The organism is Streptomyces sp. NPDC001137 (assembly GCF_040298885.1).
Lineage (GTDB): Bacteria > Actinomycetota > Actinomycetes > Streptomycetales > Streptomycetaceae > Streptomyces.
Map to the genome: position 1 here is coordinate 372,929 of NZ_JBEPBA010000007.1, position 26,213 is coordinate 399,141.

The 26,213-nt window shown below is 71.4% G+C and carries 28 protein-coding genes and 1 pseudogene; 17 read left to right on the top strand and 12 right to left on the bottom strand.

Annotated elements, in window-relative coordinates; genetic code table 11:
- Positions 1-78 precede the first annotated feature (78 nt).
- The 3 genes from ABT254_RS17200 to ABT254_RS17210 are packed head-to-tail and all read left to right on the top strand — an operon-like array spanning position 79 to position 2,199.
- Complete coding sequence (locus ABT254_RS17200; protein WP_351470072.1) at positions 79-1,056, top strand: helix-turn-helix transcriptional regulator; 978 nt, start codon at positions 79-81, stop codon at positions 1,054-1,056.
- Between the two features lie 53 nt (positions 1,057-1,109).
- Positions 1,110-1,631 (top strand): DUF4240 domain-containing protein, encoded by a 522-nt coding sequence (locus tag ABT254_RS17205; protein WP_351470075.1) that lies wholly within the window; start codon positions 1,110-1,112, stop codon positions 1,629-1,631.
- Between the two features lie 28 nt (positions 1,632-1,659).
- Complete coding sequence (locus tag ABT254_RS17210) at positions 1,660-2,199, top strand: carboxymuconolactone decarboxylase family protein (protein ID WP_351470078.1); 540 nt, start codon at positions 1,660-1,662, stop codon at positions 2,197-2,199.
- 3 nt (positions 2,200-2,202) lie between these two features.
- On the opposite strand, the gene ABT254_RS17215 is transcribed toward ABT254_RS17210, so the two are convergent.
- Positions 2,203-2,427, bottom strand: a complete 225-nt coding sequence (locus ABT254_RS17215; protein ID WP_351470081.1) for a hypothetical protein — start codon at positions 2,425-2,427, stop codon at positions 2,203-2,205.
- Positions 2,428-2,519: 92 nt separating this feature from the next.
- Between ABT254_RS17215 and ABT254_RS17220 the strand changes: the two genes are divergently transcribed.
- Complete coding sequence (locus tag ABT254_RS17220; protein ID WP_351470084.1) at positions 2,520-3,647, top strand: lipid II:glycine glycyltransferase FemX; 1,128 nt, start codon at positions 2,520-2,522, stop codon at positions 3,645-3,647.
- Between the two features lie 37 nt (positions 3,648-3,684).
- Here the strand turns inward: ABT254_RS17220 and ABT254_RS17225 are convergent, their stop codons facing one another.
- Positions 3,685-4,428 (bottom strand): peptidoglycan recognition protein family protein, encoded by a 744-nt coding sequence (locus tag ABT254_RS17225; protein WP_351470182.1) that lies wholly within the window; start codon positions 4,426-4,428, stop codon positions 3,685-3,687.
- A 226-nt stretch (positions 4,429-4,654) separates the two neighbouring features.
- On the opposite strand from ABT254_RS17225, the gene ABT254_RS17230 reads away from it, so the two are divergent.
- Positions 4,655-5,839 (top strand): MarP family serine protease, encoded by a 1,185-nt coding sequence (locus ABT254_RS17230; RefSeq protein WP_351470087.1) that lies wholly within the window; start codon positions 4,655-4,657, stop codon positions 5,837-5,839.
- 113 nt (positions 5,840-5,952) lie between these two features.
- Here the strand turns inward: ABT254_RS17230 and ABT254_RS17235 are convergent, their stop codons facing one another.
- Positions 5,953-6,459, bottom strand: coding sequence for a GNAT family N-acetyltransferase (locus ABT254_RS17235; protein ID WP_351470090.1), 507 nt, complete (start codon positions 6,457-6,459; stop codon positions 5,953-5,955).
- 38 nt (positions 6,460-6,497) lie between these two features.
- Here ABT254_RS17235 and ABT254_RS17240 point away from each other — a divergent pair, with 38 nt between their 5' ends.
- From ABT254_RS17240 to ABT254_RS17255, 3 genes and pseudogenes are all read left to right on the top strand, one after another.
- Complete coding sequence (locus ABT254_RS17240) at positions 6,498-7,403, top strand: TIGR01777 family oxidoreductase (RefSeq protein ID WP_351470093.1); 906 nt, start codon at positions 6,498-6,500, stop codon at positions 7,401-7,403.
- Positions 7,397-7,565: pseudogene (locus tag ABT254_RS46540) on the top strand (DUF1731 domain-containing protein); the annotation flags it as partial. The gene ABT254_RS17240 and the pseudogene ABT254_RS46540, both read left to right, overlap by 7 nt.
- Before the next feature lie 349 nt (positions 7,566-7,914).
- Positions 7,915-9,264, top strand: coding sequence for an NAD(P)/FAD-dependent oxidoreductase (locus tag ABT254_RS17255; protein ID WP_351470095.1), 1,350 nt, complete (start codon positions 7,915-7,917; stop codon positions 9,262-9,264).
- Between the two features lie 94 nt (positions 9,265-9,358).
- Here ABT254_RS17255 and ABT254_RS17260 read toward each other — a convergent pair whose 3' ends face one another.
- A complete protein-coding gene (locus ABT254_RS17260) occupies positions 9,359-10,795 on the bottom strand; it encodes an NsdA family TPR-like regulatory protein (RefSeq protein ID WP_351470097.1) in 1,437 nt (478 codons plus the stop codon).
- A gap of 253 nt (positions 10,796-11,048) precedes the next feature.
- Here ABT254_RS17260 and lipB point away from each other — a divergent pair, with 253 nt between their 5' ends.
- From lipB to ABT254_RS17280, 4 genes are all read left to right on the top strand, one after another.
- The gene (gene lipB, locus ABT254_RS17265; RefSeq protein ID WP_351470100.1) at positions 11,049-11,849 is read left to right on the top strand and encodes a lipoyl(octanoyl) transferase LipB; all 801 of its coding nucleotides are present in this window, start codon (positions 11,049-11,051) and stop codon (positions 11,847-11,849) included.
- A gap of 74 nt (positions 11,850-11,923) precedes the next feature.
- Entirely contained in the window at positions 11,924-12,889 is a 966-nt protein-coding gene (gene lipA, locus ABT254_RS17270) for a lipoyl synthase (protein WP_351470103.1), read from the top strand.
- A 279-nt stretch (positions 12,890-13,168) separates the two neighbouring features.
- Positions 13,169-13,369, top strand: a complete 201-nt coding sequence (locus ABT254_RS17275; protein WP_030932499.1) for an SCO2195 family GlnR-regulated protein — start codon at positions 13,169-13,171, stop codon at positions 13,367-13,369.
- A gap of 60 nt (positions 13,370-13,429) precedes the next feature.
- Positions 13,430-14,131: a DUF4191 domain-containing protein gene (locus tag ABT254_RS17280; protein WP_351470106.1), complete on the top strand. Its 702-nt coding sequence runs from the start codon at positions 13,430-13,432 to the stop codon at positions 14,129-14,131.
- Between the two features lie 128 nt (positions 14,132-14,259).
- Here ABT254_RS17280 and ABT254_RS17285 read toward each other — a convergent pair whose 3' ends face one another.
- Positions 14,260-14,727, bottom strand: a complete 468-nt coding sequence (locus ABT254_RS17285; protein ID WP_351470109.1) for an RDD family protein — start codon at positions 14,725-14,727, stop codon at positions 14,260-14,262.
- Positions 14,728-14,924: 197 nt separating this feature from the next.
- Here ABT254_RS17285 and glnA point away from each other — a divergent pair, with 197 nt between their 5' ends.
- The 4 genes from glnA (at position 14,925) to pspAB (ending at position 18,327) form a co-directional block, all read left to right on the top strand.
- Positions 14,925-16,334 (top strand): type I glutamate--ammonia ligase, encoded by a 1,410-nt coding sequence (gene glnA / locus ABT254_RS17290; protein ID WP_351470112.1) that lies wholly within the window; start codon positions 14,925-14,927, stop codon positions 16,332-16,334.
- Between the two features lie 112 nt (positions 16,335-16,446).
- Positions 16,447-16,710, top strand: a complete 264-nt coding sequence (locus tag ABT254_RS17295; RefSeq protein WP_351470115.1) for an SCO2583/SCO2584 N-terminal domain-containing protein — start codon at positions 16,447-16,449, stop codon at positions 16,708-16,710.
- A 113-nt stretch (positions 16,711-16,823) separates the two neighbouring features.
- A complete protein-coding gene (gene htpX / locus ABT254_RS17300) occupies positions 16,824-17,741 on the top strand; it encodes a zinc metalloprotease HtpX (protein ID WP_351470118.1) in 918 nt (305 codons plus the stop codon).
- 1 nt (position 17,742) lies between these two features.
- A complete protein-coding gene (pspAB, locus tag ABT254_RS17305) occupies positions 17,743-18,327 on the top strand; it encodes a PspA-associated protein PspAB (RefSeq protein ID WP_351470121.1) in 585 nt (194 codons plus the stop codon).
- A 28-nt stretch (positions 18,328-18,355) separates the two neighbouring features.
- Here the strand turns inward: pspAB and ABT254_RS17310 are convergent, their stop codons facing one another.
- The 7 genes from ABT254_RS17310 to ABT254_RS17340 form a co-directional block, all read right to left on the bottom strand.
- A complete protein-coding gene (locus ABT254_RS17310) occupies positions 18,356-18,655 on the bottom strand; it encodes a hypothetical protein (RefSeq protein ID WP_351470124.1) in 300 nt (99 codons plus the stop codon).
- Between the two features lie 223 nt (positions 18,656-18,878).
- Entirely contained in the window at positions 18,879-19,613 is a 735-nt protein-coding gene (locus tag ABT254_RS17315; RefSeq protein WP_351470127.1) for a GAF and ANTAR domain-containing protein, read from the bottom strand.
- Between the two features lie 79 nt (positions 19,614-19,692).
- Complete coding sequence (locus ABT254_RS17320; protein WP_351470130.1) at positions 19,693-19,953, bottom strand: ANTAR domain-containing protein; 261 nt, start codon at positions 19,951-19,953, stop codon at positions 19,693-19,695.
- Positions 19,950-20,555, bottom strand: coding sequence for a hypothetical protein (locus tag ABT254_RS17325; RefSeq protein ID WP_351470133.1), 606 nt, complete (start codon positions 20,553-20,555; stop codon positions 19,950-19,952). Before ABT254_RS17325 ends, ABT254_RS17320 begins: the two co-directional genes overlap by 4 nt.
- A 24-nt stretch (positions 20,556-20,579) precedes the next feature.
- A complete protein-coding gene (locus ABT254_RS17330) occupies positions 20,580-22,427 on the bottom strand; it encodes a CheR family methyltransferase (protein ID WP_351470136.1) in 1,848 nt (615 codons plus the stop codon).
- 19 nt (positions 22,428-22,446) lie between these two features.
- Entirely contained in the window at positions 22,447-23,046 is a 600-nt protein-coding gene (locus ABT254_RS17335; protein ID WP_351470139.1) for a chemotaxis protein CheB, read from the bottom strand.
- Between the two features lie 22 nt (positions 23,047-23,068).
- The gene (locus ABT254_RS17340) at positions 23,069-24,409 is read right to left on the bottom strand and encodes a DUF2252 domain-containing protein (RefSeq protein WP_351470142.1); all 1,341 of its coding nucleotides are present in this window, start codon (positions 24,407-24,409) and stop codon (positions 23,069-23,071) included.
- Between the two features lie 322 nt (positions 24,410-24,731).
- Between ABT254_RS17340 and ABT254_RS17345 the strand changes: the two genes are divergently transcribed.
- Entirely contained in the window at positions 24,732-25,928 is a 1,197-nt protein-coding gene (locus ABT254_RS17345; RefSeq protein WP_351470145.1) for a winged helix DNA-binding domain-containing protein, read from the top strand.
- Positions 25,929-26,213 lie beyond the last annotated feature (285 nt).

Below are 26,213 nucleotides of genomic sequence, written 5' to 3' on the forward strand. Positions count from 1 at the left end.
CCGCGTGGGCGCGATCAGCCCCCACCGGCCCGCACCCGACGACGTACCCCACCCGCAGGGCCTCGGCAGAATGAACACATGCGTGCTGCCCGCCTCATCAAAATGGTGCTGCTCCTCCAGTCCCGGCCCTCCATGACCGCCGCCGAGCTGGCGCGCGAGCTGGAGGTGTCCGAGCGGACGGTCACGCGGGACGCGCAGGCGCTGTCCGAGGCGGGCGTACCCGTGTACGCGGACCGCGGCCGGGCCGGCGGGTACCGGCTCATCGGCGGGTATCGCACCCGGCTGACCGGGCTGGCGCGCGGTGAGGCCGAGGCGCTGTTCCTGTCCGGTGTGCCGGGGGCGCTGCGGGAGATGGGGCTGGAGGACGCGGCCTCGGCGGCCCGGCTGAAGGTGTCGGCCGCCCTGCTCCCCTCCCTGCGCGACGCCTCGAAGACCGCCGCGCAGCGCTTCCACCTGGACGCACCGAACTGGTTCACGGAACCCAAAGCACCCGAACTGCTGCCCGCCGTCGCCGATGCCGTGTGGGACGACCGCCGGATCACCGCGCGCTACCGGAGCGGGGAGACCGAGGTGGAGCGGGAGCTGGAGCCGTACGGGCTCGTGCTGAAGGCGGGGGTCTGGTACGTGTGTGCGCGGGTGGCGGAGGGCGAGGGGCCGTACCGCGTCTACCGGATCGACCGGTTCACGGCGGTGGCCGCCTCCGGGGAGCGTTTCGTGCGCGAGGAGGAGTTCGACCTTCCCGCCTTCTGGGAGGAACGGGCCGAGCAGTTCGCGCGGTCGATCCTGCGGGCCGAGGTCGTGGTGCGGCTGTCGGCGGCGGGGGCCCGGCAGCTGCCGTACGCCGTCGATCCCGCTTCCGCCCGGGAGGCGCTGGCGGCCGCCGGCGCCCCGGACGAGGGGGGCCTGCTCACGGTCACGCTCCCCGTGGAGTCCGAGGAGGTCGCCCATGCGCAGCTCGCGGGGCTCGGCCCCGAGGTGGAGGTGCTCGCGCCGGACAGTCTGCGGGCGCGTTTCGCCGACGACGCGAGACGGCTGAGCCTGCTGTACGGGACATAACAATCCGCCGCACTCCACGTGCGCCCCACCCGCCCAGGGCCGATGCTGGACCCGTGATGGAAGAGTCGGAGTTCTGGGAGCTGGTGGACGCCGCCCGCGAGGCCGCCGAGGGCGACCCCGAGGAGCAGGCGGACCTGCTGGTGGAGCGGCTCCTTGAGCTCGACCCGGAGACGGTCCTGGACTTCTCCCGGCATTTCGAGTCCCGCTACAACCGGGCCTACAGCTGGGATCTGTGGGGTGCCGCCTGGGTGCTGCTCGACGGGGCGAGCGACGACGCGTTCGACTTCTTCCGGTGCTGGCTGATCGGTCAGGGGCGGGAGGTGTACGAGGGTGCCGTGCACAACCCTGACGCTCTGGCCGACCTCCTGGACGACTTCGACGAGGAGATCGACGGGGACGGGGAGGAACTGGGCTACGCGGCGGACGAGGCCTACGAGCAGCTCACCGGGACCGTCGCACCCGACCTCGGCATCCCGGCCCCGCCCTCCGAGCCGGAGGGCACACCGCTCGACTTCGAGAACGAGCGGGTGCTGGCGGAGCGCTATCCCAAGCTGTGGGAACGCTTCCGGGAGTGACGTTCACATCCGTGCGACGAGGGGGACCATGGCTCGAATCCCGTACCCGGAGCGGCCGTCCGACGCCGTCGCCCGGCTGCCCGTGCCGCTCAACGCCTTCCGCATGCTCTCGCACGCGCCACCGCTGACGGGCCCGACGATCGAGCTGGGCCTCGCCGTGCTGCGCGAGTCGACGCTTTCGGTCCGGTTGCGCGAGCTGGTCGTGATGGCGGTCGCGTCCGCGACACAGTGTGCTTACGAGGCCGCCCAGCACCACCCGATCGCCCTGAACGCGGGGGTGACGCCCGAGCAGCTCGCGGCGGTCGCCGAACGGCGCGCCGACGGGCCGGAGTTCGACGAGCCGGAGTCGGCGGCGGTGACCGCGGCCTTCGAGCTGGTGTCCCGGCACACCCTGTCCGAGACCACGCTGGCCGCTCTCCGCGCCTCCTTCACCGACCGTCAGCTGACCGAGATCGTCACCACGACCGGCTACTACGTCATGCTGGCGGGCCTCATGAACGGCCTCGGAGTGGACGTCGACCCGTCCGGGGAGCAGTTCCTGGGACTGGTGGGCGGCGACCCCGGATGAGGATCAGGCCGCCCGGCGGCGGGTCGGCGCCGAGGGGATGTAGGCCTGCGTCTGGTCGGCCTTGACCGCGTGGTGCATCGGGGCTGCGTTGGCCTGGTCGAGCGCGGACGCGGTGACGGCGGCCGGGCCCAGGACGACGGCCGCGGCCGCGCAGAGCGCCGCCCAGGGGCCGTGGGCGGTCCGGGAGCGGCCCTCGGTCTTGTGCGTGGTGTCGTGGTGACTGTTCACTTCTTCCCCACCTCCGGTCAGTGCGTGTGCATGACGATAGGGAGAGCGCCTCGGGAAGATCCGTGAGGCGGCTGAGAGGAACCTGTGAGGCCATGACCAGCCCGTACATAAGGGAGATCACGCGCGAGGAACACCTGGCCCAGCTGCGGCAGTACCCCGACGCGAGCCACCTCCAGATCCCCGAGTGGGGCGATGTGAAGCCCGACTGGCAGGCGGAGAGCGTCGGTTGGTTCGAGGGCAGGACGATGGCCGCGGCGGCTCTCGTGCTGTACCGGCCGCTGCCCGGCACCCGGCGCTGCCTCGCCTATCTCCCCGACGGGCCCGCGATCGACTGGCACAACCCCCGCCTGGAACGCCTGCTGGACCCGCTCGTCGCCCATGTCGAGGAGCGCGGGGCCTTCTCGCTCCGGATCGGACCGCCCCTTGTCGTACGCCACTGGGAGGCGGCCGGTGTCGCGGCGGGCATCGCCGACCCCGACGTACGTCATCTGCACGATCTGCCGGCGGACGGCCTCGACGGGTACGCGCTGGATGTGGCGGAGCGGCTGGGCCGGCTCGGGTGGCGGCGGTGCGAGGAGGACGAGGGCAGCGGCTTCGGCTTGGGCCAGCCGCGCTACGGCTGTCACATACCGCTCGCGGGGCGCTCGGTGGACGAGCTGCGCGGGGCGCTGGCACCGCACTGGGAGCAGTCCCTGCGGACGTCCGAGCTGGGGGGCGTGCGCGTCGGCTGGGGTGCGGCCGCCGACCTGCCCGAGTTCCACCGGCTGTACACCGCGACCGCCGCCCGCGACGGCTTCAAGTCCCGTCCGCTGGACTACTTCCGGCGGATGTGGAAGGCGCTGAACGCGGAGGACGACGACCGGCTGCGGCTGTATCTCGCCGAGTACGACGGCGAGGTGCTCTCCGCCGCGCTCATGATCAACGTCGGCTCGCGGGTCTGGCACTCGTACGCCGCGTCCGGCCGCCGGGGGCGTGAACTGCGGCCCAGCAGCGCGCTGGTCTGGCGGATGCTGTGCGACGCGCGGGCGGCGGGGGCGGCCACGTACGACCTGCGTTCCGTCACCCCCGTCCTGACCGAGAACCGGCTGCTGAACCGGCTCCGTTTCAAGACGGGCGCGGGCGGCCGGGCGGTGGAGTACCTCGGGGAGTGGGAGTTGCCGGTGGGCAGCCAGGGCAAGGTGCTGCAACGGGCGCTGGGGGCGTATCTCGGGCGCAGGTGAGGCTGTGTCGATGTGCGGCTGCGCCGCGTGGGTGCCGCTACGGCGTGCGGCCCTGCAAGCGTGCCGCCAGTTGCCGGATCCCGGGGAGGCGGGCGATGAGGGCCAGGCCGGGACAGCTCGTCATGTAGGCGTCCTTGTGAGCGGCGAGGGCGGGGAGGGTTGCGGTGGTGCCGGAGCGGTAGCGGCTGAGGCTGTTGCTGGAGACCAGGCGCGCCTCGGCACGCGGGTCGATGTCCGCGAGGCCCAGTTTCCAGGCGGCCAGGGCGGCTATCGCGTCGGTCATGGCCTGCGGGACGGGGGTGCCCGCGGTGAAGGTGCCGAGGGCCGCGATGCCTGCCGTTCGGTGGTTGAAGCCCTGGGTGTGGGCGCCGGTGACGGGGCGGTCGACGCCGCCGGCGCGGCCCTCGTAGATGGTGCCGCAGCGGTCGACGAGGAAGTTGTAGCCGATGTCGTCCCACTGGCGGGCGCCGGTCTGGCCCGCGTAGAGGTAGCGGATGATGCGGGGCGCCTCGGCGCAGTCGTAGCCGTTCGGCGAGTCGGTGTGGTGGACGAAGACCGCGACCACCTTGTCGTCGTAGCGCGGGGGCGGCTGGGCGTGCCGGGCGAGGGAGTCGAGCCAGGCGGACCGGGGCACGATGTGCGGCATGGGCGCGGTGTGCGGCGCGGCGGGGCGCGGGGCCGCGACGGGCGGACGGGGCTTCGCGGCCGGGTGTCCGATGCCGTCCGCGCACAGGATCAGCCCGAGGGCCGCGGCCAGTCCGGGCAGGCAGGCGAGCAGCACGCGCGGGACACCGGGCCCCGCCGCGGCGCGAGCGTCCCGGGGCGCTCGCGATCTTCGGACGCGCATGTCCCCACTCTCGGCCGCATCCGCTCCGTCCGCGATGTGTGCTGTGCCACCCGGTGGAACCATCGTCCTGGTCCGGGGCGTTTCTCCTCATGCACGCGCGCGTGGCTGATCACTGGGCCCGTCCCGCGCGTACTAAGGGGTCTGAGAGAAAGGCGGCTCTGTGGACCTGCTCGACATCCTGCTGTCGCTGGTGGTCGTGGCCTACGCGGCATCGGGCTACCGGCGCGGACTGGTCGCCGGCTGTGTCTCGCTCGCCGGGTTCGTCGGCGGCGCCGTGCTGGGCGTGTGGATCCTGCCGTGGATGATGGACCTGGTGACGGCGGGCACGGCCCAGGCGACGGTGACCGCGGTGCTGACCGTGCTGGTCCCGGCCGTCGTGGGGCACGAGCTGGCGGGGCGTCTCGCGCTCAGGCTGCGCCGGGAGCTGGACCGGGGGCCGCTCCGGGTGGCCGACGGGGTCGGCGGGGCCGCGGCCAACTCGGTCGCCGTACTGATCGTGGCCTGGGTCGCCGCGAGCGTCCTGGGCGCCTCCTCGTCACCGCTGCTCACCACCGCGATCCGGGACTCGGCGCTGCTCGGTGCCGTGCAGGACGCCATGCCGGACACCACCCCCACCTGGTTCTCCCGGGCCACCTCGGCGCTCACCCAGGCGGGCTTCCCGCAGGTGTTCAACCCGTTCGAGAACGAGTCGACGGCCGAGGTCGCCAAGCCCACCGGCGACAGCGTCACGGCGAGCGCCACCAACGCGGCCAAGCGCAGCACGGTCAAGATCGAGGGCGTCTCCGGCACCCAGGGGCGCGAGGGCAGCGGGTTCGTGTACTCCCGCGACCATGTGATGACCAACGCGCACGTGGTGGCCGGAATCGACGACCCGAGCGTGCGGATCGGCGGGGTCGGGCGGTCGTACGAGGCCAGGGTGGTGCTCTTCGACCCCGACAGGGACGTGGCCGTTCTGTACGTGCCCGGGCTAGGCGCGCCGGTCCTGAGGTTCGACGACGGCGCCGCGCGCGGCGACTCGGCGGTCGTGGCCGGCTATCCGCAGGACGGCGACCTCGACCTCCAGGCGGCGACGGTCGCGAACCGGGTGCGGGCGACGGGCCAGAACATCTACAGCGACGCCATGGTGACCCGCGAGATCTACTCGATCCGCTCGACCGTCCGCCCCGGCAACTCCGGCGGCCCGCTGCTGACGACCGACGGCCGCGTCTACGGCGTGGTCTTCGCCCGCTCGACGTCCGACAACGAGACGGGTTACGTCCTGACGGCGGCGGAGGTCGCCTCCGACGCCCGGCGCGCGGCGAACGCGACGGCGTCGGTGGACACGGGCGACCTGGTCACGTCCTGAGCGGCCGTGGCGAGGTCAGGTGCGGTACCGCGCCCCACAAGGGGCGCGGGGCGGTATCGATATGCGGCTCCGCCGCGTGGGCGCGACAAGCCCCCACCGGCCCGCGGGTTTGATCACTGCCCTGCCGGCGGAGCGAGACTGCACCCCATGAGGACGTCGTCGACGTACTCGCCCTCCAGCAGGAACTCTCCGGGCAGGATCCCCTCGACGACGAACCCCTCGGCCTCGTACAGCTTGCGGGCCGGGGTGTTGTGGCCGAGGACGCGCAGCGTGAGCCGGCGCGCGCCCTGATTGCGGGCCTCCTCCCGCACCGCCCGCAGCAGCGCCCGCCCGACACCGGCGCCCCGCGCCCGCTCGGCGACGACGAGGCCCTGGATCTGCCGGACGTGGGCGTTGCAGACGAGCGGGGTCGGACGGGCCAGCCGGATGTAGCCGACGACCTCCCCGTCGAACTCCGCGACCAGATGGTCCCGGGGCCCGAACCGCTCGTTGTAGAAGGGCTCGTAGGGCGGTTGGGGGCGCGGTTGCACGGAGTGCAGCGGGGACCAGGTGACACGGTCGAGGCGCCCCAGCGTCTCCTCGTCGCCGAGCGTTGCGTGGCGTATGAACGGAACCGGCATGACGGCAACCTTATGAGTCCCACGAGCAGAATGGGCCCATGGAACGTTCCCGAATCGCGGTGGCCGGTGCGTCCGGGCTCATCGGTGGCGCCCTGGTGCGGTCCCTGACCGCGGACGGGCACGAGGTGGTGCGGCTGGTGCGCCGGGCGCCCCGGGCGAAGGACGAGGTCCGCTGGGACCCGGAGGGCGGGCGCGTGGATCCGGCCGCGTTCGCCGGGTGCGACGTCGTGGTGAACCTCGCGGGCGCCGGTGTGGGCGACCACCGGTGGACGGACGCGTACAAGACGCGGATCCGGAGCAGCCGGGTGTTCGGCACCGCCGCGCTGGCCGAGGCGATCGCCGCGCTGGAGAAGAAGCCGCGGGTGTTCGTGAACGGCAGCGCGATGGGCTACTACGGCGAGACCGGCGACCGGGCGGTCGACGAGAGCGCGCCGCCCGGGACGGGGTTCCTGCCGGAGCTGTGCGTGGAGTGGGAGGGCGCCGCGGCCCCCGCGCAGGAGGCGGGCGTACGGACCGTGTTCACCCGGACGGGCCTCGTGGTGGCCACCGGCGGCGGCGCCTGGGGCCGGCTGTTCCCCCTGTTCAAGGCGGGCCTCGGCGGTCGTATGGGCGACGGCGGCCAGTACTGGTCGTACATCGCGCTGCACGACGAGGTGGCCGCGATCCGCCATCTCATCGACACCGACGGCCTCTCCGGGCCGTTCAACCTCACCGCCCCCACCCCGCTGACGAACCGTGAGATCACCGCGGCCATGGGCCGCGTCCTGCACCGTCCGACACTGTTCGCCGTCCCCGCACCCGCACTGCGGGCCGTACTCGGCGAAATGGCCGGAGACGTGCTCGGCAGCGCACGGGTACTGCCCAAGCGCCTGCTGGAGTCCGGCTTCACCTTCACCTTCCCCGACATCGAAGGAGCCCTCAAAGCGGCGCTCGCGAAGCCGTAGGGCGCACACAGCACCGTTCCCCGCGCCCGCGCCCGCTCGGCGAAATGGCCGGGGACGTCCTGGGCGGCCCGGGTACTGCCCAAGCGCCTGCTGGAGTCCGGCTTCACCTTCACCTTCCCCGACATCGAAGGAGCCCTCAAAGCGGCGCTCGCGAAGGCGTAGGGCGCACACAGCACCGTTCCCCGCGCCCGCGCCCGCTCGGCGAAATGGCCGGGGACGTCCTGGGCGGCACGGGTACCGCCGAAGCGGCTGCTCGGGTTCGGCTTCGTGTTCGCGTTCCCGGACATCGAAGGGGCGCTCGAGGTCGCGCTCGCGGAGCCGTAGGGCTCGGGCGGTCCGGAGGCGCGATAACGAAGGCGTGACCGTATGCGACCGCTGTGCGACCGTGCCCTGTTCATGCGCGACTGTCCTTGACCGGTCGCAGCCCTACCCTCGACCCGAACTCGGGCATTCCTGGAGCCAGTTGGGGGCATGACGTCTCCACCGGCCGCGCAACCTCGAGGAGGGGCACGTGCTTGAGCCCGCGTACCAGGCGGACGTCGTGATCGTGGGAGCCGGGGTTGCCGGACTCTCCGCGGCGCATCGGCTGACCAGCGCTGGAGTGACGACCGCGGTCCTGGAGGCCGCCCCTTGCGTGGGCGGCCGCATGTCGACGGAGAAGGTCGACGGATTCCGGCTCGACCGGATCGGCCAGCTGCTGTCCACGGCGTATCCCGAGCTACGGCCGACCCCCGGCCTGGACGCACTCGTGCTGCGCCCGTTCGCGCCCGGCGTCCTGCTGCACAGCGACGGACGCCACCACCGCGCGGGCGCCCCGGCGGCCGCGGGGGGCGCAAGGGGCGCACTCCATGCGGTACGCGCCCTGGCGAGCGCCCCCACCAGGGGCGCCCCACGGACCACCGCCCCGCTCGGCACCGCCGTGGACCAGGCCCGCCTCGGCAACGCCCTGTCCCGGCTCGCCACGATCCCCGTCGAACGTCTGCTGTCGCGCCCGGAGTTGCCCGCCGCCCAGGCCCTCACGGCCCGCGGCGTGCCCGCCCGCACGATCGACAGCTTCCTGCGCCCGCTGCTGGCCGCCCTGCTCTGCGACCCGGAACTGACCACCTCCAGCCGCTGCGCCGACCTGGCACTGCGCGCCTTCGCCTGCGGGCGCCTGTGTCTGCCGGAGGGGGGCGCCGAGATGCTCCCGGAACTGCTCGCCCGAGCGCTGCCACCGGGCACGGTCCACACGGGAGTCCGCGTCACCTCGGTCTCGACCAGCGCGGTCACGACCGCCGAACACGGCGAGATCCGCTGCCGGGCGGTCCTCCTGGCGACGGACGCCCGCGCCGCCGCCGACCTGCTCCCCGGCCTGCGCGTACCGGACTTCCACCCCCTGACGGTCCTTCACCACACCACGGACGAGCCCCCGGCCACCGGCGCCTCCCTCCTCCTGGACGCCGACCGCAGCGGCCCCGTCGCCCACACGGCGGTCGTCAGCGCGGTGGACCCCGGCCGCGCCCCCGCGGGCCGCGCCCTCATCTCCTCGACGGTCCTCGGGCCACCCCCATCGGAACTGGACACCGCGGTACGCATGCACCTCTCCCGCCTCTACGGCACCTCGACCGCACGCTGGGAGACGCTGGCTGTCCACCACACCCCGGAGGCGGTCCCCGCCATGCGCCCACCGCACGATCTCCGGCGCCCCGTAAGGCTGCTGGCAGGCCTGTACGTCTGCGGAGACCACCGGGACACCAGCACGGTCCAGGGCGCCCTGCACTCGGCCCACAGGGCCTCCACAGCCATCCTCACGGACCTGGGAGCAGCAGGCTCGATGCACAGGGCGGACCCACCCAGCAGCACAGTGGAGCAAGCGGCGTGAGCAAGCGCCCCTTCAGGGGCGCGGGGAACTGCGCGAGTAACCACAACGAACGCACGCACGGCATGCAGCAGTCGAAGTTACGGCGATACCCCGCCTAGCCCAGCGCAGCGACCTTGTCGCGATACCCCCGCACCGGCGCAGCATCCTTGTACGGCTCCAACCGCCGCTCGAACTCCCGCACATACTCCACCGCCCGCACCGACCGCATCTCCGCCGCGGCACTCGCCGCCTCCGCCCCCAGCGCACAGGCCTGATCAAGCTCCCCCAGGCCCAGGCGGGCGGAGGCCAGCACCACCCGGCAGAACAGCCGACTCCGCGCATACGCGGGCGCACGCAACTGCAGCGACCGCTCGGCATGCTGCGCCGCCGCCCGGAACTGCTGCAGATCCCGGTGCGCGTGCCCGAACTCGTCCGCAAGCTGCGCCTCGTCGAAGAACCGCGCCCAGTAGGGCACTTCGTCACCGGATCGCGCGGCCTCCAGGGCCCGCTCCGCCCGCACCAGCGAGGCGGTGCAGTTGCGCACCTCGCCGAGCACCCCGTGCCCGCGCGCCTCGGCCGCGTGCAGCAGCGCCTGCACCACCGGCGGGGCACTGGTCCCGACGCCCTGCTGGGCGACCCGCGCCAACTGCACGGCCTCCCGCCCGTGGCCGAGATAGACGGCCTGGCGGCTCATGGTGACGAGCACGTACGAGCCGTACGCCCGGTCCCCGGCCGCCTGGGAGAGCCGCAGCGCCTGCACGAAGTACCGCTGCGCGAGCCCGTGCGCGGCGATGTCGTACGACGTCCAGCCGGCGAGCCGGGTCAGATCGGCGGCCGCGCCGAACAGCCGCCGTCCCGTCTGCTCACCGTAGGTGCCGCGCAGCATCGGCTCGCACTCGTGCTCCAGATAGCGCACGAGGGCCTGGCGGGCGTGGCCGCCGCCGTACTTGTCGTCGAGGGTGCGGAACAGTTCGCCGACCGAGCGGAGTGCGGCGATGTCGCCGGCGGTGACCTTCTGACCGGGGCCGCGCTCGGCCTGGCCGCGCTGGCGGGGCACCGTCGGGCGCCCCTGGGCGGGGACCCGGCCCGGCTGTTCGCCGCGGGCGACCTTGTCGTCGGCGCGGCCGATCAGCCAGTCGCGGCTGGGCACGACCAGACCGGCGGGCGTGAACGCGATCTTGCGGAGCTCGGCGTGCGAACCGGAGTCCTTGCGCCACAGCCCTCCGACGATGTCGACGGCCTCCTCGGGGGCAGCGGCGAACTCGAGCCCGGCGTACACCGGCGCGCAGGCGTCGAGGCCGAGGTCCTGGGCGGTGAGACGGCGGCCGAGACGGCGGGTGAAGACCTCGGCGATCAGGGCGGGGGTGGTGCCGCGGGGCTGCTGCCCGCGCAGCCAGCGGGTGACCGACGTCTTGTCGTATCTGAGATCAAGCCCGTGTTCGAGGCCGAGCTGGTCGACTCGGCGGGCGAGACCCGCGTTGGAGAACCCGGCTTCTGCGATGAGCGCGGCGAGCTGGCGGTTGGGAGTGCGCTGCGCGGGTCGTTCCGTCATCTGCGGTGCGGTCTCCTGCCTTTCGGGCCTCCAGGGACCACTGCCGGCCCTGTGTGCCCGGATTGCCTGTGAGCAGCCCTTATGGCCTCTGTGAACGGCGCGAATGTAGCGGAGAGTGAGCAGGTGGTAGCACACTTCGACCCTCGTTCATCCGATCGTGTGAGGATTGGCCGCGCGGCTGACGCGGGACGGTCGGTCGTACAGTGGCGTAGGCGCGTTTCGTGCCTTACGACCTTCTAGGGAGGCGCTTGCCGTGAGTGAGCTGCGGTTCGTCCGCATGGGATTCGGTGCCGAGGCCGTCGAGTACCAGGTGGCGTGGGACGAGCAACGCCGGGTGCACGCGGCGCGGTTCGCCGACGAGATCCCCGACACCGTCCTGCTGCTCGAACACCCTCCGGTCTATACGGCCGGGCGGCGCACGGCGGACAACGAGCGGCCCCTGGACGGCACTCCCGTGATCGACGTGGACCGCGGCGGCAAGATCACCTGGCACGGCCCCGGACAGCTGGTCGGCTACCCCATCCAGAAGCTCCCGCGCCCGGTGGACGTGGTCGCGCACGTACGACGCCTGGAGGAGGCCCTGATCCGCACCTGCGCGGAGTTCGGGGTCAAGACCACGCGCGTCGAGGGCCGCAGCGGCGTGTGGGTGCTCGGCGACCCGGTGGAGCAGCGTCCGTCGCTCGGCGGGCTGTCCCTGGACTTCGACCCCCGTCTGCACGACGAGGAGTTCGACCCGCGGATGAACGGCCCGGAGTACGCCCCGTCCAACGCGGGCCAGCGCCGCGAGGACCGCAAGATCGCGGCGATCGGCATCCGTGTGGCCAAGGGCGTCACGATGCACGGCTTCGCGCTGAACGTGAACCCGGACAACCGGTGGTTCGACCGCATCATCCCGTGCGGCATCCGCGACGCGGGCGTGGCCTCGCTGGCCGGCGAACTCGGCCGGGACGTGACGATCGCCGAGGTGCTGCCGGTCGTGGAGCGGCACCTGACCGACGTACTGGAGAACGCGGACCTCAAGCCCAGGGTGATCGAGAAGACACCGGCAGCCTGAACACCGCCGAAGGCTTTCAAATCAACGGGCGTACCCTTGAGCACGCCGAAGAATCAATCGCTAGGGAGCCGGTCGTGTCCGCAGTCGCACCCGACGGACGCAAGATGCTGCGCCTGGAGGTCCGCAACAGCCAGACCCCCATCGAGCGCAAGCCCGAGTGGATCAAGACCCGGGCGAAAATGGGTCCCGAGTACACGAAGATGCAGAACCTCGTGAAGAGCGAGGGCCTGCACACGGTCTGCCAGGAAGCCGGCTGCCCGAACATCTACGAGTGCTGGGAGGACCGCGAGGCGACCTTCCTCATCGGCGGCGACCAGTGCACCCGGCGCTGCGACTTCTGCCAGATCGACACCGGCAAGCCCGAGGCGCTCGACCGTGACGAGCCGCGCCGCGTCGGCGAGTCCGTGGTCACCATGGACCTGAACTACGCCACCATCACCGGCGTCGCCCGCGACGACCTGGAGGACGGCGGCGCCTGGCTGTACGCGGAGACGGTCCGCCAGATCCACGCGCAGACCGCCGGCCGCGAGGCCGGGCGGACGAAGGTGGAGCTTCTCGCCCCGGACTTCAACGCCGTGCCCGAGCAGCTGGAAGAGGTCTTCTCCTCCCGCCCCGAGGTCTTCGCGCACAACGTCGAGACGGTGCCCCGGATCTTCAAGCGCATCCGCCCCGGTTTCCGCTACGAGCGCTCGCTGAAGGTCATCACAGCCGCCCGCGACTACGGGCTCGTCACCAAGTCGAACCTGATCCTCGGCATGGGCGAGACCCGTGAGGAGGTCAGCGACGCGCTGCGGCAACTGCACGAGGCCGGCTGCGAGCTGGTCACCATCACGCAGTACCTGCGCCCGTCCGTGCGCCACCACCCCGTCGAGCGCTGGGTCAAGCCGCACGAGTTCGTGGAGCTGAAGGAGGAGGCCGAGCAGATCGGCTTCTCCGGCGTGATGTCCGGCCCGCTGGTCCGGTCCTCCTACCGGGCCGGCCGGCTGTACCAGATGGCCGTCGAGAAGCGTGGTGCCTACGTGGCTTCGCAGGCCGTCTGACGGTCGCACGCCCCATCGCAGGATGGCACGGAGTGCCACTACTCCGTGTGAATCTGCGCACAAGAAACTACCCGCCGGTAATGGCTGATTCGACGCGGTCCTGACAGTCCTCGCAGATGAGGGCACACGTCAGGACCGCTTCGGTGTTTGCGCTCGTCGCATCAAGGCTTCATGGGTGTTTGACCGGTCGGTCACGCCCTGGTAACACCAATCAGTGACGCTGGACTCACGCCACGTACATCCGCCCCAGTGCCCGTATCCCGAGGGGGGACCTCAACTATGCAGGCCGCGCCGGTTCGCGCCAACGCCATCCCGTCATTCACCACTGCACTGCGTGCCGTCGAGTCGCTGCTCATGAGCAGCGGTCAGCGCACCGCCCGTCGCAACGCCTGGACCTCCGTCCTGGAGGACCGCCGCCGCGCCAAGGACCGGGTCGAGGCTCAGCGCGTCATGGAGCAGACGCTCGTCGTCCGCCCCTGAATCCCACCCTCCGGACAGTGCCGTCGTACGGCGCTCCCGGGGCCACGTAGACTTCGTGGCATGGCGAGGAAGGAACCTGCAGCGGACGCTGCGAACCCCGGGCGACTGAAGCAGATCGCTCTGACCTACAAGATGACCCGCAAGGCCGACAAGAAGATCGGTCTTGTACTCGCGGCTGTAGGCATCGGCATCTTCGGTGTTTTCCTCGCGATCGGTTTCTTGATCGGTCACCCCATCTATCTCGGCATCCTGGGCCTGCTGCTCGCCTTCCTCGGAACGGCGATCGTGTTCGGGCGCCGGGCCGAGCGGGCGGCCTTCGGGCAGATGGAGGGCCAGCCGGGCGCGGCCGCGGCGGTCCTGGACAACATCGGCCGGGGCTGGACGACGACGCCCGCGGTGGCGATGAACCGCAGCCAGGACGTGGTGCACCGGGCCGTCGGCAAGGCCGGCATCGTCCTGGTCGCCGAGGGCAACCCGAACCGGGTGAAGAGCCTGCTGGCCGCCGAGAAGAAGAAGATGAACCGCATCGTCGCGGACGTACCGGTGCACGACGTCATCGTCGGCACGGGCGAGGGCCAGGTCGCGCTGAAGAAGCTGCGGACCACGATGCTCAAGCTGCCGCGGGTGCTTACCGGGCCGCAGGTGACGGCCACCAATGACCGGCTGCGGGCCATGGGCGACCTGATGAGCAACATGCCGCTGCCGAAGGGTCCGATGCCGAAGGGCATGAAGCTGCCGAAGGGTGGGCCGAAGGCCCGCTGAATTCGCTCCTACGACGAAGGGGGCGCCCGATTGCTTCGGGCGCCCCCTTCGCCGTAGGGAAACGTCTTTCGTCTGCGGCAGCGTCTGGGCTGATCGCGCAGTTCCCCGCGCCCCTAAGGGGCGCGGCCCTAGCTGCGGACTTCGACCGTGCGGGCCAGGCGGTCGTGCAGACCCCTGCCGTCGCGGTCCCAGATCAGGGCCGGGATCGCGAGGCACAGCAGGGCCGTGCGGAGGGTGGCGCGCAGGGGGCTGGGGCGGCCGGTGTCCAGGGCGACCACGCGGAGGCCGAAGAGGCGCTTACCGGGGGTGAAGCCGATCGTGCCGACGGTCAGGACGCCGAGCAGGAAGAAGACGAGCAGGGCCCAGTTGCCGGTCGCCTGGTTGTAGCCGTGAGTAATAAGACCGTATGCGATCAAGAGGCACAGGCCCCAGTCGACGACGAGGGCGCCGAACCGGCGGCCCGGGCGGGCGACGGAGCCCGGCCCCTCCTGCGGCAGACCGAGCTGCTCGCCGCGGTATCCGAAGTCGACACCGGCTTCCTCTGCGGCCGCGCGGGGGCCCGAGAGCCATGAGCCGATTGCATCCCTGTTGTCCACGCGTCCACGGTACTGCGCCCGTTTCGCGATACGGACAGGTGGGGTACACCGGACTGGGTCCGGTTAACTTGTGCGAAACAAATGGGTCACGCCCGAGAAATCACCCGTCCCTAGTGTCGGGGACAGCGTGTGCCACCGCACTGGCCGCACGAACGAACTACCACCCCGGCAAGGCGGTCGGGAGTAGGAGGAGCTGGATGTTCCAGAACGCCGACGAGGCCAAGAAGTTCATCGCGGACGAGGACGTCAAGTTCATCGACGTCCGCTTCTGCGACCTGCCGGGCGTCATGCAGCACTTCACGGTGCCCGTCGAGGCGTTCGACCCGGACGACGAGCTCGCCTTCGACGGATCCTCGATCCGTGGTTTCCAGGCGATCCACGAGTCCGACATGGCCCTGCGCGCGGACCTGTCGACCGCCCGTGTCGACCCCTTCCGCCGCGACAAGACCCTCAACATCAACTTCTTCATCCACGACCCGATCACGGGCGAGCAGTACTCCCGTGACCCGCGCAACGTGGCCAAGAAGGCCGAGGCCTACCTCGCGTCGACCGGTATCGCGGACACCGCGTACTTCGGTCCCGAGGCCGAGTTCTACGTCTTCGACAGCGTTCGCTTCGCCACCTCGGCGAACGAGAGCTTCTACCACATCGACTCCGAGGCCGGCGCCTGGAACACCGGTGCCCTCGAGGACAACCGTGGTTACAAGGTCCGCTACAAGGGCGGCTACTTCCCGGTCCCGCCGGTCGACCACTTCGCCGACCTGCGCGCCGAGATCTCCCTCGAGCTGGGCAAGGCCGGCCTTCAGGTCGAGCGCCAGCACCACGAGGTGGGCACCGCCGGCCAGGCCGAGATCAACTACAAGTTCAACACGCTGCTCGCCGCGGCCGACGACCTCCAGCTCTTCAAGTACATCGTGAAGAACGTCGCCTGGCGCAACGGCAAGACCGCGACCTTCATGCCGAAGCCGATCTTCGGTGACAACGGCTCGGGCATGCACGTCCACCAGTCGCTGTGGAGCAACGGCGACCCGCTGTTCTACGACGAGGCCGGCTACGCGGGCCTGTCGGACACCGCCCGCTACTACATCGGCGGCATCCTCAAGCACGCCCCGTCGCTGCTGGCCTTCACCAACCCGACGGTGAACTCCTACCACCGTCTGGTCCCGGGCTTCGAGGCGCCGGTGAACCTCGTCTACTCGCAGCGCAACCGTTCCGCGGCCATGCGTATCCCGATCACGGGCTCCAACCCGAAGGCCAAGCGCGTCGAGTTCCGCGCGCCCGACTCCTCCGGCAACCCGTACCTGGCCTTCTCGGCCCTGCTGCTCGCGGGTCTGGACGGCATCAAGAACAAGATCGAGCCGGCCGAGCCGATCGACAAGGACCTCTACGAGCTGGCCCCCGAGGAGCACGCGGGCGTCCCGCAGGTCCCGACCTCGCTCCCGGCCGTCCTCGACTCCCTCGAGGCCGACCACGAGTTCCTGCTCGCCGGTGACGTCTTCACCGCCGACCTGATCGAGACCTGGATCGACTTCAAGCGCGCGAACGAGATCGCCCCGCTGCAGCTGCGTCCGCACCCGCACGAGTTCGAGCTCTACTTCGACGTGTGATCGACGCCTGACCCAGGCACAGCGCCCGCGCCCCCGTTGTCGTACGACAGCGGGGGCGCGGGCGTATGTTCTATTCTTCCTCTGCCGATGACACGACACGGGGGTGGACGGGATGCCGGAGCACGAACACGACGACCAGGAGCGCGATTTCGACCTGAGGTGGGCGGACGACGCGCAGCACAAGGAGCCCTCCGCCCGCGCCCGGATGCTGGCCGCGCGGTGGAAGGAGAACCCGCCGGAGCCGCAGCCCTTTCGTGCGGATCCCGAGCCGGTGGCGCCGCGGCGGTCCTCGTGGGTGTCGACGGCGATCGTGCTGGGCAGTGTGGCGGCGATCATCGTGCTGCTCGGGTGGGCGCAGTTCCGGGCCCCGTACTAGAGGCCTCTCACAGGGACCTTTTGCGGCTCCTAGAGCCGTTCGGGACCACTTCATGGCAGTCGCCGGGTGCACACTGGCAGTGGGACGAGTGCCTGACTGCGGGGTGATGGCAGATGCAGAGCCGCTTCCGGAGCGACCGGCGGTTGACCGTGCGGATGACGGTCACGATGTTCCTGCTCGGGTTGCTGTACGTGGCGTTCGTCGCCGCGTTGATCGTATTGCTGAAGTCGTGGCTGCTGGTCGTGGTGCTGGTGGCGGCGATGTTCGTCGCGCAGTTCTGGTTCTCCGACCGGATCGCGATGTTCGCCATGCGCGGGCGGGTCGTGGAGCGCGAGGAGTATCCCGAACTGCACGCGGTCGTCGACCGGCTGTGCGCGATCGCCGACATGCCCAAGCCGGTGGTGGCCGTGTCCGAGATGGACATGCCGAACGCGTTCGCGACCGGACGCAATGCCGACCATGCGGTGGTGTGTGTGACGACCGGGCTGCTGCGGCGGCTGGAGCCCGCGGAGCTGGAGGGCGTGCTCGCGCACGAGCTGTCGCACGTGGCGCACAAGGACGTCGCCGTGATCACGATCGCGTCCTTCCTCGGCGTGATCGCGGGCCTGATCGTGCGGTTCGCCTTCTACTCGCAGCTGTTCGGCGGCGGGCGCCGGGACCAGAACACCGCCGCCGTCTTCGCCGCCGTGATGGGTGTCTCGGCGGCCGTGTACGCGATCAGCTTCCTGCTGATCAGGGCGCTGTCGAGGTACCGGGAGCTGGCCGCGGACCGGGCGGCGGCGCTGCTCACCGGGCGTCCCTCGGCGCTGGCCTCCGCGCTGACCAAGGTCTCCGGCGAGATCGCGCGGATCCCGACCAAGGACCTGCGGACGGCGCAGGCCTTCAACGCCTTCTACTTCACTCCGGCGACCGGCAAGGAGCCCGGCATCGAGCGGTTCTTCTCCACGCACCCCAGCCTGGAGCAGCGGCTCGACCAACTGGGGCGGATCTCCGCCGAGTTGGGTGAGGCGGCAACACCCGGAAAGGGGTGACATGGGGCTGCTGGACATTCTGCTCGGCCGTACGAAACCGGTTCTGCCCGATCTCGACCAGCTGTTCGCGCTGCCGTCGGCGGCCGTGACGCTGGAGGCCGCGGCCGGTTTCACGCCGACCGGCACGGGTGCGGTGTGCTTCGCGACGGTCGAGGGCGGGGCCTTCGAGCAGACCCACCGGGAGGTCCAGGCCCTGCTGGACGCGGACGCCGACCGGGAAGGCCCCCCGGTGGAGCTCAGCCAGGACGAGTACGGCTACTCCTGGCTGGTCTCGCGACGCTCCCCGGGCCAGCTGTCCGAGCTGGTCAACGATCTGCACGCGGTGAACAGCTCGATGGAGGTCAACGGCTTCGGGCCGCAACTGCTGTGCTCCCTGGCCGGTTTCCAGGGCGAGGGGGGCCGGCGGCTCGCGCTGGTCTATCTCTACAAGCGCGGCACGTTCTACCCGTTCGCGCCGCTGCCCGGCGATGGGCAGCGGCGCGACAACGCGCTGGAACTGCAGGTGAAGGCGGCGCTCGCCGACGACCTGCGGATGGAGCAGGACCTGAGCCGCTGGTTCCCCTTGTGGGGCGCGCCGGGACTGTGACTGGTGCCTACCAGCGGTTCACGTCGTCTCACTTGCTCTTCTCGCGCTCCTGGCGGCGCGACTCCAGGGGGCGCTCGCGACGGTAGCGGCGCTCCCACTTGGCCTGCATGTCACGGCGCTTGCGGTAGGCCTGGTACGTGGCCGGCATCGACCCCGACGAGGATCCCCCCGACGACTGCGAGGACTGCGAGGCGGAGCCGCCCTTGGTGTTGCCGCGCCCGTACTGCGTGTACAGGAAGAGCACGGCGACCGCGGCCAGCCACCAGACGTGGTTTCCGAATCCTAAGAGCACCAGGACGGCGGTCCCGGCTATGACGATGGTGCCCATGACGGGCCTCCGTGTGGGCGTGGATGAGTGAGCGGTGATGGTTTTTCCGTCCCGACGGGGCGCTGGGGGATGGGCGCCCGTCCGTCGGTGCGTAGAGAGTAGCCCCGAGTCCGCAGGGTGATGCCTGTCCTGCGGCAAGCGGTGGTGGGCAGCTCCGCGACGCATGTCCAGCGTAGGGAGGCGGTCACTGCGCGTGCATCCCGTTTTCCGGCTGCCCCCGCGTTCAGTCCGCTTGCAGGTCCAGCTTCCGTTCCACCACCTCGCGGGCCACCTCCGTCAGACGGCGGCGGTGGGAGCGGGCGTGGGAGCGCAGGACGCGGAAGGCCTCGTCGACCGTGATGGAGTGCCGGGCGGCGAGGGTGCCCTTGGCCTGTTCGATGACGATACGGCTGGTCAGCGCCTGGCCCAGCTGGTCGGCCAGGGCCCGCGACTCGCGCAGCCGGCGCTCCCGTTCCAGGGCCCAGCCGGCGGCGTCGGCGAGGGACTGCCCCAACGCCAGGAGTTCGTGGGGCAGCGGTGTGCTGCCGGGGCCCAGCAGCACCAGGGCGCCCAGGGTGTTCTCGCCGGCCTGGAGGGGCAGGGCGGCGGCCCGGCCGTAGCCGAGTTCCACCGCCCGGGCCGTGTAGCGCGGCCAGTCCCGGCGGGCCCGGTCGCCGTCGAGGGCGGTGTCCGGCACCGGGAGGCCGGTGCGGCGGGCTTCGGACCCCGGTCCCTCGCCCCAGGTGGCGGCGGAGCGCGCCAGGTGCAGCAGTTCCTTGCCGGTGCCGGCCACCTCGGGACCGCAGGAGTCGTCGGGGACGTACAGCACGACCGCGTCGCAGTCGCCGAGCAGCTCGGTTCCGTGGGCGGCGAGGGCCGCGAGGAGCCCGGTGGGATCGGAGGCCTCCGTGACCGGGCTGGCGGCCAGGTCGACGAACGCCTGTGCCACCTGCTGCCGCGACGGGGATACCGTGCTCATCAGCTTCCCTTCGTCTCCCGGAACCGGTCGCGGCCCGGGGTCCGCAGTCTTCCTTGTGCACGCCCGGCGGCCACCCGTTTCAGGCAAGTCGCAGCTCGCCCCGGACGATGCGGTCCGCGACGACGTGCGCGGAGACGCCCTCGGTGAAGGCACGCGCCTTGATCAGTTCCAGTGCGTCACTCACCAAGCAGTCGAGCTGGACGGAGACCATGCCGGCGGCCTGGTGCACCAGGGCGCGCAGGTCCGTGCCACCGTACAGTTCGGGGTCGCCGGCCGGGTTGAGGATCATGGTGCGGGTCAGGACGTCGGCGACCTCCGCGAAGGTGTCCGAGCCGGTCATGCGGGAGGCGGCGTCGAAACGGTGAGGGCGCCGACACAGGTGCCCTCCATGCTGAGCGGTACGGCCGTCACCTCCTCGATGCCGAGTTCGCTGACTGCCGGCCCGTAGCCGGGCCAGCGGTCGGTGATGCCCGAGCCGGTCGCCGTCACCGCCCGGACCTGCCGGGTCGCGTCCCGGGCCGGGCCCTCACCGAGCAGGAACTCCAGTTCCTGGGCGGCACGGGAGGGTTCGTCGGAGGCGGCCAGGGAGAGCTGGTCGAAGGTGGCTCCGACCAGCGTGAGGGCGGCGCTGCGCGTGCCGCAGGCCGCCGCGACGCCTGTCATGAACAGCGGCCGTGGAGTGCTCGTGGCGCCCGCCCAGCCCGCGAGCCGGGCCGCGTAGCTCTCGTGGAGCCGGGCCGCGGACCGATGGCGGGACGCGGTCGAGCGGTGGACGGCGGCCATCCGCAGATGTGTGTCCCTGCGGACTTCGGTGAGCGCCCGGTCGGCGAGGGCCTCATGCCGTTCGGCGCTCCTGGTCTCCTGCGCGGAACGTGCACGCGCCGCAACGGCTTTCCGCTCCGCGGAAGCCATGGGGTCCTGGGACCCGCCGACAGTGGCCATACCGGAAGCCTACGCCCCGCCGGCTCAGTCGGGGCCGTTCGCCCTTTCTTCTTCCATCAGCAGAACGACCCCGCCGTTGTGGGCGTCGAAGGGGCTGCACTGCACCATGCAGGTGATGGCCCGGCCCAGCCGGTCGACGGACGGCACGGGCAGCGGGTGTCCGCGCCGTCCGGTGTCGATGCAGTGCTGGATGGTCTCGCGCAGTTTCTCGGTGGGCAGACCGAAGTCGAGGCCGAAGAAGGGCTGGTCGATGACCTCGTCGGGGCGCAGGCCCCACAGGTCGACTGCGCCGCGGTTCCAGCTCTTGACCTTCAGGCCCTGGTCCAGGACGACGACTCCGGCGGTGATGGAGGTCAGCACGGCCTCCAGGAAGGTGCGGGCCTCGTCCAGCTCCTCGGTGCGGACCCGCATCTCCTCGTTCACGGTCTCCAGTTCCTCGTTGGTGGTCTCCAACTCCTCGTTCGTGGACTGGAGTTCCTCGTTGGTCGTCTCCAGCTCCTCGATGCTCGACTGGAGTTCCTCGTTGGTGGTCTCCAACTCCTCATTGGTGGACTGGAGTTCCTCGTACGCCGTCTCCAGGTCCTCGCGTACGCGCTTGATCTCGGCCTTGAGCTGGGTGGTGACGGTGACGTCGGTGAAGGTGATGTGGGTGGCGGCGGTCATTCCGTCGACCCCGTTCAGGGGCTGGACAAGGATGTCGTAGTACTGGATCTCCTCGCCCGTGCGCCGCTCGGCGCCGTTGACCCGAAGGGTGCGGCGTTCGTGCGTGGCCTGTTCGATCAGGGAGCGGAGTTCCACGGGGCGGTAGGAGATCTCCAGGTCCTGGAAGGGGCGCCCGATGTCGTTCGCGGTGAGGCCGAACTGCACGCGCGCGTGGCTGTTGATCAGCAGGACGCTGCCGTCGGAGTCGACGGCCACGGCCGCGCTCGGCGTCGAGTCGAGGATGAGGTCGCGCAGCTGCCGGTGGCGGGCGACCGAGTGCAGTTCGCCGCCCAGGCCACTCCTGATCTTCACCGGAGCGGGCTGGTACGGCGCCGTGGCCTCGCCGGGGCGGCGCCGGAACACCCGCTGCCGCATGCTCATGACCGAGAACCGCTCGGCGGCGTTGAGCAGCATCTCGGCCTTGCCGAGGAAGAGGAAGCCGCCCTCGCCGAGCGCGAAGTGGAAGCGGTCGACGATCTGTGTCTGCGCCTCGACGTTGAAGTACATCAGCGTGTTGCGGCACACGAGCAGGTCGAGGCGGGAGATCGGGGCGTCGCGGGTGATGTCGTGGCGGCCGAAGATGACTCTGCGGCGCAGATCGGGGCGGAATGCGAAGCGGGCGCCGCTCTGCTCGAAGTACTTGTCACGCAGCTCGGGCTCGAGCGGTGCGAGCGACTTGGCCGAGTACAGACCGGAGCGGGCGTCGCGCAGCGCCTCGTCGTCGACGTCCGTGCCGTAGATCTTGACCCGGTCCAGGGTCTCGTCCAGCCCCAGCGCCTCGGCGAACATGATCGCCAGGGAGTAGGCCTCCTCGCCGCTGGAGCAGCCGGCGCTCCAGACCCGGATCTCGTCGTCGGCGCTGGTCCGGGCGAGCAGTTCGGGCAGTACCTCGCGCTGCAGGAAGGTCCAGGCGTCGGGGTCGCGGAAGAAGGACGTGACGTTGATCAGGATGGTGTTGAACAGGGCGTTGAATTCATCCGCATTCGTCTCCAGCCGGTCGCGGTAGTCGCTGTACGTCTCGACGTCGACGTCCGCCATCCGCTTGCGGATGCGGCGGCCCAGGGACGAGCGCTTGTAACCGGTGAAGTCGAATCCACGGGCGTCGCGGAGGAAACCGAGGAGTTGCTCCAGTTCCTCGTCGGTCTCCAGGTCCGGCTGTCGCTCGCCCATTGCTGCCGCCACTTCTCTGCTACTGCTTCTCGGTCCCGACCAAACCGCGGATCACCGCGGCGATCTCCTCCAGAGGTAGCACGAAGTCCACTGTCCCCGTACCCACGGCTGCCTCGGGCATGCCGCTGAACTCCGCGGTGGAGGGATCCTGCACGATCACGGTGCCGCCGCGCGACTTGACCGCGTCCACACCCATCGCGCCGTCCCGCCCGGTGCCGCTGAGCACACAGGCGATGGCCTTCGGCCCGTAGGCCCCCGCGACGGACTCGAACAGCAGGTCGGCGGAGGGCCTCACGAAGTGCACCAGCTCGCTGTCGGTGAGGGCCAGCCTGCCGCCGGGCCGCACCAGCAGGTGCCGGTCGGGGGGCGCGATGTACACCGTGCCCGGGCGGGCCTGCTCGTGGTCCTCGGCAAGCCTCACGGCCAGCCGTGTACGGCGGCCCAGGACGTCCGCGATGACGGTGCGGTGACGGGGGTCCAGGTGCTGCACGACCAGCACCGGAACCGGCAGGTCGGCGGAGAGGCCGCCGAGCAGGCCGAACAGGGCGTTGATGCCACCGGCCGAGGAGGCGACGACGACCACTTCGAAGCCGTCGGACTGAGGTGCTGAGGTCTGCACCTGGCCAGCGTAGGCCCGGACGTCACACGTCGGGTGCCGCCGCGACCACGCCTGCGGCGACCGCCGCGCCCAGCGCCGCATGGTCCGCGGCGGTCTGGTCGGCGTAGGCGAGGGCGAAGTCGGCGACGGCCTGCTCGAAGGTGTCGGCGCCGCCGAGATAGGCGGCGATGGCGATGCGGTCGCCGGAGCGGGCGTGGGCGCGGGCCAGGGCGGTGCCGCACAGGCGGGCGTATCCGAGCAGATCGGCCGGGCTCATGCCGGCCACGTCCGCTGAGCCCTTCATGTCGCGCAGCTGCCGCCAGTAGTACGCGCGCCCCTGCGGCCCGCTCATCCACCCCAGGAAGATGTCACTGGCCGCCTGGAGCAGCCGCTGACCTGCGACGACGCGATGCCCGGGATGGACGTAGGGCCCATGTGGCAGATGTTCCTCCCATACGGACTTACGGGCCTCCTTGATCTGCAGGAACAGGGGGTCGTTCTGATCGCGGCCCGTCAGCAGGACGACGAAGCAGCGCAGGCCGACGCTGCCGACGCCGACGACCTTGCGGGCGGCGTCCACGAAGCGGTAGCGGTCCAGGAGCAGGCGGCGCTCCTCGGAGAGGGTGGAGCGGTAGTCGCTGAAGATCTTGCGCAGGGAGGCCGTGTCGGAGGCGCCGGCGGGTTCCAGGAGCGGCGGGTCGTGGATGATACGGCGGCGTCCGTCGACCACCTCCGTCAGCTTCCCGAGGGCCTGCAAGCTGGTGCGGCGGCGGGCCCGGGTGAGGCTGGAGGCGACCTGTCTGCGGCGGCCGGCGGAACGGACGAGGGGCAGCAGGCTGTCGGCGTCGATGCGCTCGTACCAGACTGCGAGCTCGCCCTGACCGGCCAGCCGCCGCATGGCGGTCCGGTACGCGGCCACCGCCTCCAGCGTCGCGCGCCGCACCTTGGCCTCGGGGTGCCCGTTCGCACGCCCCGCCACGGCGACGGATGCGGCCAGCCGCTCGACGTCCCACTCGAAGGGTCCGGGAAACGTCTCGTCGAAGTCGTTCAGATCGAAGAGCAGCGCCCGCTCCGGGGAGGCGTACACACCGAAGTTCAGCAGGTGGGCGTCGCCGCACAGCTGCACGGTCAGGCCGGTGTGCGGCCGGGACGCGAGGTCGGCGGCCATCACGGCGGCCGAACCGCGCAGAAACGCGAACGGCGACGCGGCCATCCGCCCGTACCGGATGGGCAGCAGCTCCGGCAGCCGGTCACGCCCCTGCCGCTCCAGTACGGCAACGGGGTCGGCCCGGTCGACGGGCGGAACCCACCCGGCGTGCGCGGACCGCGCCACCCGCCGACGGGCGGCCTTCCCCCGTTCGGCGCGAACGGCGGGCGTACTCACGACACCCACCGCGGTACACCGCCCCTGCCCATCACGCCTCCGGTGCGGTCGCCTTCCATCGCCTCCTGATCGCAGTGAAGGCGGGGGCGGGGGCGGGCGCATGCCGGGGGCGGCGATCGGGTGAGGACGCTTGCGCCGACGCCCGGTTTTCTCGCCCCCGCCGCCCCTACCCGTCCCGTACCTGGGGGCTGCGCCCCCAGACCCCCGCTTTCGGCCTGAACGGCCTCGTCCTCAAACGCCGGACGGGCTGAGAGGGAGGACCCCTCGTTGTCAGTGCTCTCGTGCAGGATGAGGGGACGGATGGTGTGACGGGGAGGCCGGGATGGTGCGGTACATCGGGGTGGCGGAGCGGCGGGCGCGGCTTGCGTTGCGGCAGCGGCTGGCTCCGGCGGCGCGGGCCGACAGCCCGGAGGAGGTGGCCGGCACGCTGGTGGCGCTGCACGGGTCGGACCCGGCGACGGTGCATCTGGCCGTGGGCGCGCGGCTCGCGGACGCGGCCCGGACCGTGGCGGAGACCGAGCGGGCCCTGTACACGGACCGGTCACTCGTGCGGATGCACGGCATGCGGCACACGGTGTTCGTGTTCCCGACGGACCTCACCGCCGTCGTGCACGCCTCGACCGGGCTCACGGTCGCGGGCCGCGAACGGGCCTCGCTGCTCAAGGACATGGCGAAGGCCGGGGCGCCGGACGCGGCCTGGCTGAAGGACGTGGAGGAGTCGGCGTTGGCGGCCCTGGCGCGGCGCGGGCAGGCGACCGCGGCCGAACTCGCCGAGGACGAGCCGCGGTTGAGAGAGCAGTTCGTGTATGCGGCCGGCAAGAGCTACGAGGGCGTGCACACCGTTTCGACCCGGCTGCTGAGGGTGCTGGGCGTGGAGGGCAAGGTGGTACGGGGGCGGCCGCTCGGCTCGTGGACGTCCAGCCAGTTCCGCTGGGCCGTGGCCCCGCCGCACCCCGAACTCGACGTGGCCGAGGCGCAGTCGGTGCTGCTCGGCCGCTGGCTGACGGCGTGCGGCCCCGCCACGGAGGCCGATCTGAAGTGGTGGACGGGCTGGAAGGTCACGGACGTCCGGCGGGCGCTGGCGGCGATCGGCGCGCAGGAGGTGTCACTGGACGAGGGCACGGGGTACGTCGTCGACGGCGACGTCGAGCCTGTCGTCGGCCCGGACCAGCCGTGGGCGGCGCTGCTGCCCGCGCTGGATCCCACGGCGATGGGGTGGCGGGAGCGGGACTGGTACCTGGCGCCTGAGCTGCGGCCGTCGCTGTTCGACTACAGCGGCAACGTGGGGCCGACGGTGTGGTGGAACGGCCGGGTGGTGGGCGGATGGGCTCAGCGTCCCGACGGTGAGATCGTCTGGCGGCTGCTCGACACGGACGGGGTGGGACACGAGGCCGAGGCGGCGATCGCGGCCGAGGCGGAGCGGTTGCAGGGGTGGGTGGGGGCCACAAAGGTGACACCCCGGTTCCGGACGCCGCTGGAGAAGGAGTTGGCGGCACCCCCAGGGCCATCCGGCGTTTGAGGACGAGGGACTGCCGTCCCGATCCCCCACCCCCCGCTGGGGCGGCGCGTTCTCGCCGCCGGCCAGCGATTCCGGCCCGTCCGGCGTTTGAGGACAAGGCCCCTTCAGGGCCGAAGCGGGGGTCTGGGGGCGGCAGCCCCCAGCAGACTGGAAGTGGGGGGGGCCCCCCCCCCCCCCCGGCGCCCCCCCCCCCCCCCACCCCCCAAAAAACGGAACAGGACGCCACCACGGTGTCGGACTGGTCTTAAGCCGGGGGTCGCAGCAGAGGTGGGGCGGGGCGGTCGT

Excerpts from the sequence above, each read along its gene's own strand:
- ABT254_RS17200 (WP_351470072.1), top strand. The coding sequence starts at position 79 with ATGCGTGCTGCCCGCCTCATCAAAATGGTGCTGCTCCTCCAGTCCCGG.
- ABT254_RS17210 (WP_351470078.1), top strand. The coding sequence starts at position 1,660 with ATGGCTCGAATCCCGTACCCGGAGCGGCCGTCCGACGCCGTCGCCCGG.
- ABT254_RS17220 (WP_351470084.1), top strand. The coding sequence starts at position 2,520 with ATGACCAGCCCGTACATAAGGGAGATCACGCGCGAGGAACACCTGGCC.
- ABT254_RS17235 (WP_351470090.1), bottom strand. The coding sequence starts at position 6,459 with ATGCCGGTTCCGTTCATACGCCACGCAACGCTCGGCGACGAGGAGACG.
- ABT254_RS17240 (WP_351470093.1), top strand. The coding sequence starts at position 6,498 with ATGGAACGTTCCCGAATCGCGGTGGCCGGTGCGTCCGGGCTCATCGGT.
- ABT254_RS17260 (WP_351470097.1), bottom strand. The coding sequence starts at position 10,795 with ATGACGGAACGACCCGCGCAGCGCACTCCCAACCGCCAGCTCGCCGCG.
- ABT254_RS17275 (WP_030932499.1), top strand. The coding sequence starts at position 13,169 with ATGCAGGCCGCGCCGGTTCGCGCCAACGCCATCCCGTCATTCACCACT.
- ABT254_RS17280 (WP_351470106.1), top strand. The coding sequence starts at position 13,430 with ATGGCGAGGAAGGAACCTGCAGCGGACGCTGCGAACCCCGGGCGACTG.
- glnA (WP_351470112.1), top strand. The coding sequence starts at position 14,925 with ATGTTCCAGAACGCCGACGAGGCCAAGAAGTTCATCGCGGACGAGGAC.
- ABT254_RS17295 (WP_351470115.1), top strand. The coding sequence starts at position 16,447 with ATGCCGGAGCACGAACACGACGACCAGGAGCGCGATTTCGACCTGAGG.
- htpX (WP_351470118.1), top strand. The coding sequence starts at position 16,824 with ATGCAGAGCCGCTTCCGGAGCGACCGGCGGTTGACCGTGCGGATGACG.
- pspAB (WP_351470121.1), top strand. The coding sequence starts at position 17,743 with ATGGGGCTGCTGGACATTCTGCTCGGCCGTACGAAACCGGTTCTGCCC.
- ABT254_RS17310 (WP_351470124.1), bottom strand. The coding sequence starts at position 18,655 with ATGGGCACCATCGTCATAGCCGGGACCGCCGTCCTGGTGCTCTTAGGA.
- ABT254_RS17315 (WP_351470127.1), bottom strand. The coding sequence starts at position 19,613 with ATGAGCACGGTATCCCCGTCGCGGCAGCAGGTGGCACAGGCGTTCGTC.
- ABT254_RS17320 (WP_351470130.1), bottom strand. The coding sequence starts at position 19,953 with ATGACCGGCTCGGACACCTTCGCGGAGGTCGCCGACGTCCTGACCCGC.
- ABT254_RS17325 (WP_351470133.1), bottom strand. The coding sequence starts at position 20,555 with ATGGCCACTGTCGGCGGGTCCCAGGACCCCATGGCTTCCGCGGAGCGG.
- ABT254_RS17330 (WP_351470136.1), bottom strand. The coding sequence starts at position 22,427 with ATGGGCGAGCGACAGCCGGACCTGGAGACCGACGAGGAACTGGAGCAA.
- ABT254_RS17345 (WP_351470145.1), top strand. The coding sequence starts at position 24,732 with ATGGTGCGGTACATCGGGGTGGCGGAGCGGCGGGCGCGGCTTGCGTTG.